12 protein-coding genes are annotated in these 13,020 nt (G+C 71.7%); 5 read left to right on the plus strand and 7 right to left on the minus strand.

The genetic code is table 11. The features are described from left to right. Positions 1-53: 53 nt before the first annotated feature. Complete coding sequence (locus tag OHA55_RS19245; protein ID WP_266710811.1) at positions 54-1,286, minus strand: MFS transporter; 1,233 nt, start codon at positions 1,284-1,286, stop codon at positions 54-56. Positions 1,287-1,496: 210 nt separating this feature from the next. Between OHA55_RS19245 and OHA55_RS19250 the strand changes: the two genes are divergently transcribed. Next, entirely contained in the window at positions 1,497-1,949 is a 453-nt protein-coding gene (locus tag OHA55_RS19250) for a helix-turn-helix domain-containing protein (RefSeq protein ID WP_266707959.1), read from the plus strand. 85 nt (positions 1,950-2,034) lie between these two features. On the opposite strand, the gene OHA55_RS19255 is transcribed toward OHA55_RS19250, so the two are convergent. Both OHA55_RS19255 and OHA55_RS19260 read right to left on the minus strand, forming a co-directional pair. Further along, the gene (locus OHA55_RS19255) at positions 2,035-2,553 is read right to left on the minus strand and encodes a hypothetical protein (RefSeq protein WP_266707961.1); all 519 of its coding nucleotides are present in this window, start codon (positions 2,551-2,553) and stop codon (positions 2,035-2,037) included. 128 nt (positions 2,554-2,681) lie between these two features. Next, positions 2,682-3,146 (minus strand): hypothetical protein, encoded by a 465-nt coding sequence (locus OHA55_RS19260; RefSeq protein ID WP_266707963.1) that lies wholly within the window; start codon positions 3,144-3,146, stop codon positions 2,682-2,684. 474 nt (positions 3,147-3,620) lie between these two features. Between OHA55_RS19260 and OHA55_RS19265 the strand changes: the two genes are divergently transcribed. Continuing rightward, a complete protein-coding gene (locus tag OHA55_RS19265) occupies positions 3,621-4,001 on the plus strand; it encodes a hypothetical protein (RefSeq protein WP_266707965.1) in 381 nt (126 codons plus the stop codon). 103 nt (positions 4,002-4,104) lie between these two features. Here OHA55_RS19265 and OHA55_RS19270 read toward each other — a convergent pair whose 3' ends face one another. The 4 genes from OHA55_RS19270 to OHA55_RS19285 all read right to left on the minus strand — a co-directional run bounded on the left by OHA55_RS19270 (position 4,105) and on the right by OHA55_RS19285 (position 9,466). Next, on the minus strand, positions 4,105-6,102 hold the full coding sequence (locus OHA55_RS19270; RefSeq protein ID WP_266707967.1) for a glycogen debranching N-terminal domain-containing protein: 1,998 nt from the start codon (positions 6,100-6,102) through the stop codon (positions 4,105-4,107). Next, complete coding sequence (locus tag OHA55_RS19275; RefSeq protein ID WP_266707969.1) at positions 6,099-7,493, minus strand: trehalase family glycosidase; 1,395 nt, start codon at positions 7,491-7,493, stop codon at positions 6,099-6,101. The genes OHA55_RS19270 and OHA55_RS19275 overlap by 4 nt, the downstream gene beginning before the upstream one ends. Next, a complete protein-coding gene (locus tag OHA55_RS19280; RefSeq protein ID WP_266707971.1) occupies positions 7,490-8,302 on the minus strand; it encodes a sugar phosphate isomerase/epimerase family protein in 813 nt (270 codons plus the stop codon). The genes OHA55_RS19275 and OHA55_RS19280 overlap by 4 nt, the downstream gene beginning before the upstream one ends. Positions 8,303-8,419: 117 nt before the next feature. Next, positions 8,420-9,466 (minus strand): zinc-binding alcohol dehydrogenase, encoded by a 1,047-nt coding sequence (locus OHA55_RS19285; protein WP_266707973.1) that lies wholly within the window; start codon positions 9,464-9,466, stop codon positions 8,420-8,422. A gap of 134 nt (positions 9,467-9,600) precedes the next feature. On the opposite strand from OHA55_RS19285, the gene OHA55_RS19290 reads away from it, so the two are divergent. The 3 genes from OHA55_RS19290 to OHA55_RS19300 all read left to right on the plus strand — a co-directional run bounded on the left by OHA55_RS19290 (position 9,601) and on the right by OHA55_RS19300 (position 12,964). After that, the gene (locus OHA55_RS19290) at positions 9,601-11,004 is read left to right on the plus strand and encodes an ABC transporter substrate-binding protein (protein ID WP_266707975.1); all 1,404 of its coding nucleotides are present in this window, start codon (positions 9,601-9,603) and stop codon (positions 11,002-11,004) included. 35 nt (positions 11,005-11,039) lie between these two features. After that, positions 11,040-12,020, plus strand: a complete 981-nt coding sequence (locus OHA55_RS19295) for a carbohydrate ABC transporter permease (RefSeq protein ID WP_266707977.1) — start codon at positions 11,040-11,042, stop codon at positions 12,018-12,020. A 77-nt stretch (positions 12,021-12,097) separates the two neighbouring features. Beyond that, positions 12,098-12,964, plus strand: coding sequence for a carbohydrate ABC transporter permease (locus tag OHA55_RS19300; RefSeq protein ID WP_266710813.1), 867 nt, complete (start codon positions 12,098-12,100; stop codon positions 12,962-12,964). Positions 12,965-13,020 lie beyond the last annotated feature (56 nt).

The raw sequence follows: 13,020 nt of genomic DNA on the forward strand, positions 1-13,020 counted from the left end.
CAGTCTTGTTGTTGCTTCGATTCGATGCGTGCGCCGCGCTCCTCCGACACCGGTCACGCGCCGGATTTCGCCTGCGCGGGCCCGGTGGCGGCGTCCGTTTCGCTGCCCCGCGTGCATGCCCAGAGGGCCAACGCGAGGCAGCTGACAGAGGCGCCCAGTGCGCACACCGCGCCCCATCCGGCCGCCGCGTAGAGGGTGGTGGCGGCGATGGCTCCGGTGGCGCTGCCGACCGAGTAGAAGACCATGTAGCCCCCGATCAGACGGCTGCCCGCCTCCGGGTGGAGTGCGTGGATCAGGGTCTGGTTGGTGACATGGACGGCCTGGACGGCGAGGTCGAGGAGGACCACCCCGGCGATCAGGGCCCAGAGCGAGCCGCGGGTGTAGGCCAGGGGCAGCCAGGAGGCCGCGAGCAGAGCCAGGGCGGTGCCGGTGGTCCACCGGGAGAGCCCGCGGTCGTTCAGGCGGCCCGCCACGGTCGCGGCCAGCGCCCCGGCGGCTCCGACCAGCCCCAACGCGCCGATCGCGGTGTGGGAGAAGGAGTACGGGGGTTCACTGAGCGGCAGGGCGATGCTGCTCCACAGGGTGCTGAAGGCCGTGAAGATCAGCAGGCCGAGCAGGGCCCGGAGGCGTACGAGCCGTTCCCGGGCGAACAGGGTGACGGTGGAGCGCAGGAGCCGGCCGTAGCGGAGGGCGGCCGGTGGGGCGCCGTGGTGGCGCGGCAGTACCCGGTGGAGGACCAGGGCGAGCAGTGCGGTGAGGGCGGCCGACGCGAGGTAGACGGAGCGCCAGCCGGCGAGGTCCGCCAGGATGCCGGACACGGTGCGGGCGAGCAGGATCCCGAGGACCACACCACTGGTCACCGTCCCGACGACGCGTCCGCGCCGGTCCGGAGGGGCCAGTGACGCCGCGAAGGCCACCAGTGTCTGCGTGACCACCGCGAGCAGCCCCATGCCGGCCATGGCCACGAGCAGTACCGCCGCTGTCCGGGCGGTGGCGACCGCCACCAACGCGGCTACCAGGAGCAGGAGTTGGGACACGACGAGTCGCCTGCGGTCGGTCGTGTCGCCGAGCGGTACGAGGAAGAACAGCCCGAGCCCGTAGCCGATCTGGGTCAGGGTGACGAGACTGCCGACGAGGGCCGGGCTCATGGAGAGGTCGTGGCCCACGGTCACCAGGAGCGGCTGGGCGAAGTAGACGTTGGCCACCGCCGTCCCGCAGGCGGCGGCGAAGAGCAGGACGACGCCGCGCGAGAGGGCGAACCCGGTGTTCGTTCCGGTCGGGGTCATGGGCCCCGGTGCCGGATCGGTGGGCGCGGTGGTCGTCGCCGCGGGTGGTGTGGCGTCACGGTTGCCGGGCATGCGGAGTCCCCTCGGCGCATTCGGTTGCAACTTGCTACCACCGTGGACCGTAGCGGCCATGGGTGGCATCATGCAACCAGAGGACGGAGTGGCGGAGTGGCGGAGTGATGGTGTGACGAACGAGGAGAGCCGGGCGGCATGGTGACGAGGAAGCGCTTCGACGACAGCGACTGCCCCGTCGCGCGGTCGGTGGACGCCATCGGTGACTGGTGGTCCCTGCTGATCGTGCGGGACGCCTTCGACGGGAGCCGTCGGTTCGGGGAGTTCCAGCGCAGCCTCGGGGTGGCGAAGAACATCCTCACCTCCCGCCTGCGCGCCTTGGTCGCCGGAGGTGTCTTCGAATCCGTGCCCGCTTCGGACGGCAGCGCCTACCGCGAGTACGTGCTGACCTCCAAGGGCAGAGCCCTCTTCCCCGTCATCGTGGCGCTGCGGCAGTGGGGAGAGCAGAACTTCTTCGCCCCCGGCGAACCGCACTCGCAGATGGTCGACCGCGAGCAGGGCCGACGGCTTCGCGCACTGGAGGTCCGTGCGGCGGACGGGCGGTCACTGGATCCGGACGACACCGTCGTCCGCAAGCTTCCTGTGGACTGAGGGCGCCCCCGACCGGAGGGTGGTCCGGGCGGGGGCGCTCCGCCGTGCGGGAGAGGGGCGAGCCGCCCGTTCGGCGGGCCCGCGCTCACGGGAAGTACAGGGCTGCCTTCTCCAGGGTGTGGCGTGTGAACATGCCGCCCCAGGCGGTGCCGCCCCGGTACAGCGTGGTGCGTACGGCGCCGGGGCCGGCCTCGACCGTGAGGGGGCGGCTCATCAGTGACGTGTCGAGGAGCCGCGCGTCCTGCGCCGCCCACTGGGCGGCCTCGGGCTGGACACGGGTGCTCACCAGCGCGGGCAGCACCTGGGCCACGTTGCGGGCGCCGGGTATGCCTCCGCGCACGCTCTTCGCGTAGCGCATGGCCCAGATGGTGAACTCGTGCAGGGTGGCCACGTCGATCTCGGGAACGGCTGCCGCGAAGACGAACAGCTCGACCTTCGTTCCGAACCAGCGGGCCTTGCGATCGGCACGGAAGCCGGTCAGTGACGGATGGTCGTTCCAGTGCGACGGCGTCACCTTGCAGCCGTCGGCGGTGAGTCGCTCATGGAGTGCCGCGAGGTACGCGGCCGCCGCGTCGGCGGTCGGTTCAGTGGCAGGCGAGTTCATGCGCGAAGTCTCCAACGCCCTTGTGGTGCAAGGGAAGAGGGAGGGGCGAGCTCGACTGTCCGGAGTCCGTGAGGCCGCTTTCCGCCGGACTCCGGGACCCCGCTCCGGACGCCCGGTGCGTCAGCGCCTCACAGCGCGAGGAACGTCGCCACCAGCACGGCGGCTCCCGCCACTCCCGCCGCCCACGCCGTACGGGTCAGGCGCAGGCCGCCGCCCAGGATCAGGGACGCCAGGATCAGCGCACCGCCCAACGGGAGCCAGGCGTGCAGGAACCCGGGGACCCCGGTCCGTACGGCCTCGGCGCTGCCCGGCTTCAGGACCACCGGGAACGCGTCGCCGCGCTGCGCCGCGACCGAGCGCTCGACTATCACGCCCGAGCGAGGCGGGGACTGGGCGTCCGGAGCGTACGCGCCGGTGCAGGTGTCCTCCCCGCAGCCCGTCACCGTCAGGGTGCCGTGCTCGCGGCCCTTGGCCAGGATGATGTGGTGCGCCGTCTCCCACGACGCCCACCCACCCGCGACGAGCAGCAGCAGGGTGACCAGGGCCATCGCGCCATTACGGGCGATCATGGCCACGCGCTGGGAGGACTTCATGGAGGCCGATCTTTGGGCAGGACGATGCTCTCGGTCAACTTGGGTCCGAAAAGGGGCGGGGAAGCGGTGGGAATGTCGGGAGTTGGGTGTTCCGGGGCCGGGGTGTACCGCGCGGCGTACGGGCGCCTGTACAGGCGTGATGGACGGTCCTCACGGATTCGGGGACCACAGGGGGCGGTCGGCGGGGACATTGCCGAAGGGCGGCAGGCCGGGACCGTGTTCACTGCCGGAAGTGGCCGTTCACGCCGGCCGGTCGACTGCCTATGATCACCGGGACGGGGTACCGGGACGGGGTACCGGGACGGGGTACCGGGACGGGGTACCGGAATGGTGAATTCCGGAGAATACGCCGCTCTTTGCGCCCGGAGTGGGGTCCGGGACGATTTCGCGCCGCATGAACGAGGGGGAGCCCTGGGGGTGCGGCTCTCCGCCCTGGACAACGCACCGTGCATGACCTTGGGGGGAATCGCGAGCATGCTCTCTGATCTGACCACCACCACGTGGTGGATCGTCGCGGGCGTCGTCACCGCCGCGTACGTGGCCGCGATCTGCGCGCTGTATCCGGCGGGCAAGCTGCGACGGGCGCTGTCCGCCATGCCGGTCGCGGCGATGGTCATGGCGGCCGTATCCGCGGCGCTGCACGGTTATTCGGCCGAGGTCACCCTGTACCTCTACTGCGTCCTGGTGGTGTTGTTGCTCATCGTGTTCGGTCTGTCGGCCAAGAAGTTCGTGGCGGCGGTCGCGGAGCAGAAGGAGTACCCCGACCGTCAGGTCCGGGTGAGCCGCACCGCTCTGTACGCGGTGGCCGGCGTGGGCGTCGTGTGGATGGCGATCGCCGTCTGGCTCTGGCCGTAGGGCCCGCGCCGAGCTCCGGGCCGGGCTCGCCCGAGCCAGGCTCTCCCACGGTTCCTGGTGCACACGCGCCAGGAACCGCGGGACAGCCCGGGCGGATGCGGCTCTACGCCTCCGTCTCCCGGGGCCGCCCTGCCGTCTCCGTCTCCCGCAGCGCGGTGAGGATCGCCAGCGGGGTCGCCGCCGCCCATGCCTGCGGGGAGCAGGAGTGCGGGTACGGGACCGGGCGCGGGTGGTCGGTGCGGCCGTAGCCGGCCATCACCTCGGGCAGCCGGCCGCCGTGGTGGCCGGCCGCGTCCAGCAGGCCGCGTGCGACCGCCCGGACCTCGTCGGCCAGGCCCGCCCGTGCGAGCCCGAGCACGACGACCGCGTTGTCGTGCGGCCAGCAGGTGCCCCGGTGGTAGGAGAGCGGGTGGTAGCCCGGCTGCCCGGCCGCCAGCGTGCGGATCGCCCAGCCCGAGAAGAAGTCGGGCTCCAGGAGTCGCCGCCCGACCCGGCGGGCGTGCTCCTCGTCGAGGATGCCGGACCAGAGGAGGTGGCCCGCGTCGGAGGCGAGGGAGTCGACCTGCCGCCCCTTCCCGTCGAGCGCCAGCGCCGGGAAGTCCGGGCCGGTCATCCAGAAGTCCCGCACGAAGCGGTCCCGCAAGTCCGCTGCCGCCGCCTCCAGTTCGTCGGCCCAGGCGGCGTCGCCCCACACCGTGCGGGCGAGCCGTGCGGTGCGGACCAGCGCGTCGTACGCGTACCCCTGTGCCTCGGCGACGGCGATCGGGCCCTCGGCCTGGGTGCCGTCGAGGAAGCAGATCGCGCCCTCGGAGTCCTTCCAGTTCTGGTTGACCAGGCCGCCCGGGTCCGGGGTGTAGGAGAGGTAGCCGCCGTCGGCGAGACCGCCGTCCCGGAACATCCACGCCACCGCCGCCCGCGCCTGCGGTTCGAGGCGCGCGGCGAGCCCGGTGTCCCCCGTGGTGAGGGCGTGGGCGTCCAGCAGGGTGAGGAAGAGCGGGGTGGCGTCCACGGAGCCGTAGTAACGGCCGTACGGGACCTGGCGGAACGCCGCGAGCTCGCCGTGGCGGATCTCGTGCACGATGCGCCCCGGCTGTTCGCCCCGGAAGGCGTCGTACTCCGCGCCCTGGGTCGCGGCCAGCGCGGCGAGGGTGGCCGCGGCCAGCTCCGGGCGGTAGGGGAGCGCGAAGTGCGAGGTGAGCAGGGCGTCCCGGCCGAAGAGCGTCAGGAACCACGGCACCCCCGCGCCCGGGACCCTCAGCTCCTCGCCGTCGGGTCCGAGCGCCGGGACGCGCAGCGATGCCAGGTCGCCGAGCCCACGGGCGACGGCCGCCGCGAGCCCGGCCGGAGCGTCGGTGGGCGGCGGCGGTGAAGCCTCCGGGCCTGAGAGGTCAGTGAACTCCGAAGTGTCCAGGGCCTGTTCGGCTGCGGCGGCGTCCGGGGTCGTGGGCGGCCCGGGCGCCGGGGCCCCGTGCGGCTGGGCCACCACGGTCAGCAGCAGCTCCGCCGCCCCCTGGGCCGGTACCTCCAGGTGCCACCGGAGAATCCGGGTGGTCGACCCGGCCTCCACGAGGGCCACTTCGACCGGAGCGGGGGAGGCGGCGACCGTCGTCCGCGACAGCCAGTCCGCGCCGCGCTCGTAGGCGAAGACGACCCCGTCCGGGGTGGGCGTGACCGTGCGCCGCGCCCCGGTCTTGTCGTACCTGCGGTGGTCCGACCGCAGTTCGAACTGGTCGGCGAAGTCGGCGTCCACGGTGAGGCCGAGGACGGCGGTCACCGGCTCCGCCCGGTTGCTGACCAGGCGGACGCGCTCCGTCAAGTAACCGCCACCCAGGGCCTGTTCGCGGAACACCGTGTAGGCGGGCGGCTCGTCACGGGTGCCGGGCGGGGTCAGGACGCACGCCGTGCCGGTCTCTCCCGCGGCGGGTACGAGGACGCCGGGGGCCGCGTTGTCCACGGTCAGCGTCCAGCGGCTCAGGTGACGGGCGTCCCGGCGGAAGAGGCCGTCCGGGGAGGTGCCCCGGCGGCCGGTGATCCCGCCGTCCGCGCCCAGTACGGCGAACGTACCGGCGCGGACCAGGGTGATGTCGGTGCCCGCGCTCATGCGTCCGCCCCCGTCTTCGTGGCCGGCGGCTGCCCGGATGCCGGGGAGTCGGTCCGCTCGGCTGCCACCAGCAGGTCCAGTGCGAGCGCGGCCGTCCAGCCGAAGTCGAGGGTGCCGCGGGCCTGTGCGGTGAAGGGGTCCACGTACTCCGCGAAGCCGCTGTTCCCTGCCGCGTCGAGCATCGCCGCGCGCAGCCGGTCGGCCGCGTGGGTCAGGCCGTACTGCCGAAGGCCGCGTTCCATCAGCCAGTTGGTGTTGAACCAGGCGGGTCCGCGCCAGTAGCGGGACGGGTCGAAGGCGGCGCCGTCGAGGTCGTACGAGGGGACCATCGGGACCTCGCCGAGCCGGAAGGCGGTGCCTTCGGCGGTTTGGGTCAGCGCGTCGACGACCTCCCGCGGGAGGCCGGGGACGATCAGCGGGATCAGTCCGGCGACGCTCTTCTCCGGGATGGGTTCGTCGCTCACCAGGTCGCGGCAGAGGAACATACCGGCCTCCGGCGACCAGAGCCGCTCCACCAGTGCCTCGGTGAGGCGGGCGGCGCGCTCCTCGTGCGGGGCCGGGTCGACGCCCGTCTCGGCGGCGATCCGGGCGAGCGCGTGCTCCGAGACGATCAGCAGGGCGTTGACGCACGGGTCTTCGACGGCGAAGGCGTGGCCGGCACCCGCGTCGGCGTAGCCGCCGTCGCGGTAGTCGGTGGCGAGCCGTACGTACCGTCCGTAGTCCAGGTCGGTGGGCCGTTCGGAGGGCTGGCCGTGATCGAGGTCGGCGCGCCGGTACGAGCCCGCGGCGGCCGGCTCGACGCGCCGCAGCGGCGCGTCCCAGCAGGGGCTGTTGTCCATGCCCGGCTCCCAGGGGTGGACCATCGCGGCGAGACCGCCGCCGCCCAGGTCCCGGGGGCCCGTGAGGTAGTCGTGCCAGGCGGCGAGGCGCCCGTACACCCGGGGCAGGAAGCCGCGCCGGCGCGAGTCCTCGGGGTCGGCGAGGTGCACCAGCCAGGCGGCCAGCGCGTGCACCGGGGGCTGCACGATTCCGGAGGTCTCGGTGTCCGCGGGGGCTCCGGCCGCCGCTCCGGCGCTCGACGAGCGCCAGAAGTCGGGGCTCGGGAAGTACGCGTCGTGCGGGACCGCCGGATTGAACACGATGTGCGGGACCCGGCCGTCCTTCCACTGCGCGTGCAGCAGGGTCTCCAGCTCGCGCTGGGCCCGGTGCACCGAGAGGTGGCGCAGGCCGATCGCGATGAACGCGGAGTCCCAGCTCCACTGGTGCGGGTAGAGGCCGCGGGAGGGCACGGTCGAGGCGCCCCTCCAGTTGCCGAGGAGGACGCGGGCCGCACCGTGCCGGAGATCCTCCGTCTCCCCGGCCGCGGACGTCCCGACGAGGAGCGAGGTCACGCGCCCGACCTCCGCAGGAAGGCCGGGATGGAGCGGACGGCCTCGACCGGGTCACCGGTCAGGCGGCACTCGGCGGCGAGGTAGCCGTCGAAACCGATGGTGTGCAGCGCGCCGATCCAGGCCGGCCAGTCCAGGTGGCCGGCGCCCGGCTGGAACCGGTTGGAGTCGCTGACCTGCGCGTGGCCGATGTACGGGGCCGCGGCGAGGATCGATGCCGACGGATCGGCCTCCTCGATGTTCATGTGGTAGCTGTCGATGCCGATCTTCACCGAGTCCAGGCCCACGGTGCTCAGCAGGTCGACGGCCTGGTCCAGCCGGTTGACCATGTGGTCCTCGTACCGGTTGAGCGGCTCCAGGAAGAGGGTGACGCCCTCCGCGCGCGCGTGCTCGCCGAGCTCGGTGAGACCCGCGAGGAGCACCTCGCGGTCCTCCTCCTCGGAGCGCGGCGGCTCGAACGGAGGCAGCCGGCGCGAGAACATCCCGTACGACGCCGGGGTCTGCACGCCCAGGGCGCCGATCTCCGCCGCGACGCTGAGCTGCGACTTCATCTGCTCCAGGGCGTCCTTGCGCAGGCCGTCGTCGAAGGCGGCGAAGAAGTGCAGCATCTCGACGCAGACCGTCGGCATGACGACGCCGTCGGCCAGCGCCCGCTTCAGCTCGGGGAGGCGGTCGCGGAAGTGGAAGTCGCCCCGCGAGCGCAGCTCGATGGCGTCGAACCCGGCGTCCTGGGCGAACGCCCATTTCTCCTGGAGCGTGTCACCGGGGAGCAGCTGTTCCTGGCAGGCGGTCTTCAGCGGGGTCTTCGGCATGAGTGGCCTTTCGGCGCGGCCGGCGGGCAGCGCACGGGGGAGGGGCGAGGCGAGGGGCGGGGCCGGTACGGGGTGACCCGTACCGGCGGGACGCGCGGGGGCGAGCCGGAGTACGGCTCAGAACTCCAGGACGACCTGGAGGGCGTCGGCCGGGCGCTCGTCCAGCAGGACGTAGGCGTCGGCGGCGTCCGCCACCGGGACGATGTGGCTGACCAGGGACTTCACGTCGACCAGGCCCTCGGCGACCAGCGAGAGGAAGGTCTGCTGGAGCCGCTCGACGGTCCACCGGCCGGCCAGCTGCGGGGGGACCCCGCCGATCTGGGAGCAGATGAGCTGCACCCGGTTGTGGTGGAACTCGTCGCCGAGCCGCAGCCCGGCGCCGTCGCCCTGGTAGAAGCCGGAGGCCACCACACGGCCGCCCACTGTCACCGAGCGCAGGGCCTCGTGGAGGGCCGGGTAGACACCGCTGATCTCGATCGCGACGTCGGCGCCCTGGCCGCCGGTGGCCTCGCGGACGCGCTCGGCGACGCTGTCGGTACGGGCGTTCAGGGTGCGGCGCGCGCCGTAGGTACGGGCGGTGTCGAGGCGGCCGTCGAGGGCGTCGACGGCGGTGACGCGGGCGCCGTTGAGCTGGGCGAGGCGGGTGGTGAGCAGGCCGATGACGCCCTGCCCGAAGACGGCGACCTCCTCGCCGAGGTGGATGTCGGCGGCGAGCACCGCGTTGTACGCGATGGCGCCGACGCGGGCGAAGGCGCCCGCCAGCGGCTCCAGGCCGGCCGGCAGCGTGTGGCCCACCATCCGCTCGGCGGGCACGATGCCCTCGCTGCGGTGGCCCCAGATGCCCCAGACCAGGTCGCCCACGGCCGGCATGCCGGGTACGTCCGTCAGCTCGGGCGACACCTCGGTGACCTCGCCGACCTCGGAGTACCCCCAGCCGGCCACCGGGTACTCGATGCCCGCCGCGCCGTCGCGGAAGAGGCGGGCCTCGGCGTCCCAGGTCCGCGTCAGGTACGGGTTGGTGCCCCGGTAGGCGGTGAGCTCGGTGCCCGCGGAGATGCCGGAGTAGCGCGTACGGACCCGCAGGTGGCCCGCCGGCAGGGCGGCGCTCTCGTGCTCGGCGACTTCTACCTGGCGAGGGCCGGTGAACTGGACGACGCGTTCCACGGGGGTCTCCGTTGGTGCTGGGAGGGGACTGCTGCTGACTTAGGTCGAAGATATCTCAGAGTTATGTCTTGTCAATAAGCAAAAGTGGTGCTGAGATGCGTCATGAAAGTGCGTAAGTGGCGTGAGGACACAGCATGGTGATGAAGGCCCGACGGTCGAAGGCGACCCTCTTCGGACTCGCCGCGACCCTGGGAGCCGGCCTGCTCGCGGGCTGCTCCGGCAGCTCCGGTGCCGAGAAGCCGGACAACCGGATCACGGTCTGGTCGCAGGAGAACCTGGCACCGCGGATGGCGGCGACCAAGAAAGTGGTCGCCCGCTTCGAGAAGGAGACCGGGATCGAGGTCGACCTGGTCGGCGTGGACGAGGCCCAGCTCCCGCAGCTGATCATGTCCGCCGCGGCCGCCGGTGACCTCCCCGACGTGATCGGCGCCGTCCCCATGGGCCAGGTCTGGCAGATGTACGGCAGCGGGCTGCTCAACACGAAGGTCGCCGGGAAGGTCGTCCACGACCTGGACGCCGGGACCTTCAACGCCAACGCCCTCTCCCTCACGAAGGACGCCGGAACCACCCTCGCCGTCCCCTCCGACGCCTGGCTCCAGCTCCTCGTCTACCGCAAGGACCTCTTCGCCAAGGCCGGACTCGACGCACCGGACACCTACGCGAACGCGATCAAGGCCGCGAAGACGCTCGACAAGGGCGGTGTCGACGGCATCTCGCTCGCCACCGACCCCTCCGACGCCTTCACCCAGCAGAGCTTCGAGGACCTCGCCCTCGCCAACGGCTGCCAGCTCGTCGACGACGACGGCGAACCCGCCCTCGACTCCACCGCCTGCCGCAACGCCTTCGCCGCCTACGACGAACTGGGCGGGAAGCACGGCGCCCCCGGCACCCAGACCGTGGACTCCACCCGCGCCACCTACTTCTCCGGCAAGTCCTCGATGATGGTCTGGTCCTCCTTCCTCCTGGACGAACTCGCCGGACTGCGCTCCGACGCGCTGCCCAGCTGCGCCCAGTGCAAGGACGACCCGGGCTTCCTCGCCCGCAACACCGGCATCGTCACCTCCCTCCAGGGCCCCGACGGCAAGGAACCCGCCCAGTTCGGCGAGATCACCTCCTGGGCCGTCACCAAGACCGCCGAGACCGGCGCCTCCGCCAAGTTCATCGAGTACATGATGGGCAAGGGCTACGAGGACTGGTTCGGCATGGCGCCCGAGGGCAAGATCCCGGTCCGCACCGGCACCGCCACCGACCCCGGCGCCTTCCGGAAGGCCTGGCGCGCCAGCGTCATGGGCGTCGACAAGCGCGAGTCCATGCAGAAGGCGTACCCCTCCGAACTCCTCGACCGGCTCGTCTCCGGCGTCGGCGACATGCAGCGGTGGGGCCTCGCCCAGGGCCAGGGCGCCCTCGTCGGAGCCACCAACGGCGAACTGCCCGTCGCCAAGGCCATCGGAGCGATGACCAGCGGCCAGAGCTCACCGGACGAGGCCGCCAAGGAAGCCAACGACGAAGTGGCAGCCCTCCAGAAGTCCCTCCAGTAGCCGCACGGCCGCTCTCTCCCCGAGGTAACCGACCCATGAGTACGAAAACCAGCGGCGCGACGGTGCGCCGCGGACGTCCACGGACCACCAGCAGCCGGGAGAACCGCGCCGGCCTCGCCTTCGTGACCCCGACCTTCCTGGTCGTCCTGGTCGTGGTGATCCTGCCGATCCTGTGGACCGTGCTGCTCGCCTTCCAGAACGCCAAGCTCGTCGACATCCAGGAGAACGGCCTCTTCGGCAACTGGACCCTGGACAACTTCCAGCAGGTCTTCGGCTCGCCCGGCTTCTGGAGCAGCCTCGGCACCACGCTGCTCTACACGGTCGGCGCCACCGCCGGCTCCATCGTGCTCGGACTGGTCGCCGCACTCGCCCTGCGCAAGCCGTTCCGGGGCCGCGGCATCCTGCGCGCCTCGATGCTGCTGCCGTACGTCGCACCGGTCGTCGCCGTCTCCTTCGTCTGGGAGGTGGCCCTCAGCCCGCAGTACGGCATCGTCAACGAGTGGGGCAGCAAGCTCCTCGGGTGGGACGACCCGATCGCCTTCCTCTCCACCCGCTCCTACGAAGTCAGCCTGCTCGGCGCGCACTTCGACATCCCGCTGGCGCTGCTCACCGTCATCGCCTTCGAGTCTTGGCGCTACTTCCCGTTCGCCTTCCTCTTCATGCTGGCCCGCCTCCAGGCGGTCCCGGACAGCCTGGAGGAGGCCGCCGAGGTCGACGGCGCCACCATCTCGCAGCGCTTCCGCCACATCCTGCTGCCGCAGATGATGCCCGTCATCGCCCTGCTGTCCGTCCTGCGCTTCATCATGACGTTCAACAAGTTCGACGACATCTACCTGCTCACCGGGGGCGGTTCGGGCACGGACGTCGTCGCGGTCCGCGTGTACGACTTCCTCACCTCGCGCTTCGACGTCGGCGCGGCCTCCGCCCAGGCGCTGATCCTCGCCCTCGTCCTCATGGTCCTGCTGGGCCTCTACTTCATGTTCTTCGGCAAGAAGGTCCAGGAGGAGCAGGCATGACCACCGCACCGTCCGTGACACGGCCGCAGGCCACCGGCCCCGCCGGTACCGGCACCTCCGCACCGCGCAAGGCGCGCATGAGCCGCGCCCAGTTCGAGGAACGGTTCTTCGGCATCGCCCGCTGGGTGGTGATCGCCTTCCTCGCGGTGATCACGATCGTGCCCTTCTACTACATGCTGCTGCTGTCGGTGAAGCCGATCGACTCGCTGCTCGTGGACCCGGGGAACCTCTGGGTCTCCTCGAAGGACTTCACCCTCGACACCTACCGCAGCGTCCTGAAGTCCACCGAGGACGGCGGCCAGGGCTTCCTCGGGATGCTGGGCAACTCCGCCCTGGTGGCCATCGCCACCGTCCTGCTGACGCTGGCCGCCGCCGTACCCGGCGCGTACGCCGTCAGCCGCCTCAAGTTCTTCGGCAGCCGGCACGTCAGCGCGCTCTTCCTGGCCGTCTACCTCTTCCCGGCCACCCTGCTCGCCGTCCCGCTCTTCGTGATGTTCGCGAAGATGGGGCTCTCCGGCAGCCTCGTCGGACTCGCCATCGTCTACATCGCGCAGACGGTCCCGGTCTCGATCTACATGATGAAGAACTACTTCGTCACCATCCCGTTCTCGATCGAGGAGGCCGCCGCCATCGACGGCGCCTCCCGCCTCCAGACCGTGCGCAAGGTGATCCTGCCGCTCGCGCTGCCCACCCTGATGGCGACCGGGCTCTACGTCTTCATGATCGCCTGGAACGAGTTCCTCTTCGCGCTCCTCTTCCTCGCCGCCGACCCGGACAAGTGGACGGTCTCCCTGGGCCTCCAGCAGCTCGCCAACGGCATCGAGGTCTCCAAGACGGTCCTGATGGCCGGTTCGGTCATCCTCACCATCCCCGTGGTAATCCTGTTCTTCGCCTCCGAGCGGCTCCTCACCGAGGGGCTGACCAGCGGCGCGGACAAGGGCTGACGCCCTGACAGTCCCTGACCCGGCTGACGTCGGGTCAGGGACGGCCGCGCCCGGGG

Origin of the sequence: Streptomyces sp. NBC_00102 (genome assembly GCF_026343115.1) — a bacterium.
GTDB lineage: Bacteria > Actinomycetota > Actinomycetes > Streptomycetales > Streptomycetaceae > Streptomyces.

Coding starts and splice junctions, on each gene's coding strand:
- OHA55_RS19295 (WP_266707977.1), top strand. CDS start 11,040: ATGAGTACGAAAACCAGCGGCGCGACGGTGCGCCGCGGACGTCCACGG.
- OHA55_RS19245 (WP_266710811.1), bottom strand. CDS start 1,286: ATGACCCCGACCGGAACGAACACCGGGTTCGCCCTCTCGCGCGGCGTC.
- OHA55_RS19250 (WP_266707959.1), top strand. CDS start 1,497: ATGGTGACGAGGAAGCGCTTCGACGACAGCGACTGCCCCGTCGCGCGG.
- OHA55_RS19265 (WP_266707965.1), top strand. CDS start 3,621: ATGCTCTCTGATCTGACCACCACCACGTGGTGGATCGTCGCGGGCGTC.
- OHA55_RS19290 (WP_266707975.1), top strand. CDS start 9,601: ATGGTGATGAAGGCCCGACGGTCGAAGGCGACCCTCTTCGGACTCGCC.
- OHA55_RS19270 (WP_266707967.1), bottom strand. CDS start 6,102: ATGAGCGCGGGCACCGACATCACCCTGGTCCGCGCCGGTACGTTCGCC.
- OHA55_RS19255 (WP_266707961.1), bottom strand. CDS start 2,553: ATGAACTCGCCTGCCACTGAACCGACCGCCGACGCGGCGGCCGCGTAC.
- OHA55_RS19300 (WP_266710813.1), top strand. CDS start 12,098: ATGAGCCGCGCCCAGTTCGAGGAACGGTTCTTCGGCATCGCCCGCTGG.
- OHA55_RS19260 (WP_266707963.1), bottom strand. CDS start 3,146: ATGAAGTCCTCCCAGCGCGTGGCCATGATCGCCCGTAATGGCGCGATG.
- OHA55_RS19280 (WP_266707971.1), bottom strand. CDS start 8,302: ATGCCGAAGACCCCGCTGAAGACCGCCTGCCAGGAACAGCTGCTCCCC.